The following is a 484-nucleotide window of genomic DNA, read 5'->3' on the forward strand; positions in this document are numbered from 1 at the left end:
GCCTGATAGCGCACGCATTTGCGTCAGCGAATGTCGAGTATGTTTGGAGCATTGAAGCGACTTATGCAAATACGGCTTGCGCCATCGCAAAGAATATAGGCGCTGTAGCAATTGTAGATCAATTTACAGGTGCGTCATTAAATAGAAAAGATTTTAAGATAGTTAGGTTTGTCCCGCATATAAAATTGACAGTCTTTATCGTTACACCAGAACATCGTCCGTTATCGAATGTTGCAAGGCATTTTATTGAAAATTTTCAGAAAAATCAGAATTGATAGAGGATGTCTGTGAGTTATAGATTTCGGCTAAACCGCATTCAGCCTCTGTACCGGCCGCCACTGACATTTAGAATAGCACCGCTGATCCAGTCTCCTCCATCACCAAGCAGATAGAGGCAGGCGTTCGCAACGGGCGCCGGCCCCCCTTCGCCAAGCGGATAGGCGGAGAGATAGGTCTCGAGTTCGCTCGCCGTCATGGCTGTACC

General features: G+C 46.9%; 1 protein-coding gene. It reads left to right on the top strand.

Translation table 11 applies throughout. The features are described 5' to 3' along the window. Positions 1-275: hypothetical protein (locus EN935_RS41300; protein WP_206534736.1), on the top strand; the 275-nt coding region annotated here is incomplete at its 5' end. Between the last annotated feature and the right edge of the window lie 209 nt (positions 276-484).

It is taken from the genome of Mesorhizobium sp. M7D.F.Ca.US.004.03.1.1 (assembly GCF_003998635.1).
GTDB lineage: Bacteria > Pseudomonadota > Alphaproteobacteria > Rhizobiales > Rhizobiaceae > Mesorhizobium > Mesorhizobium loti.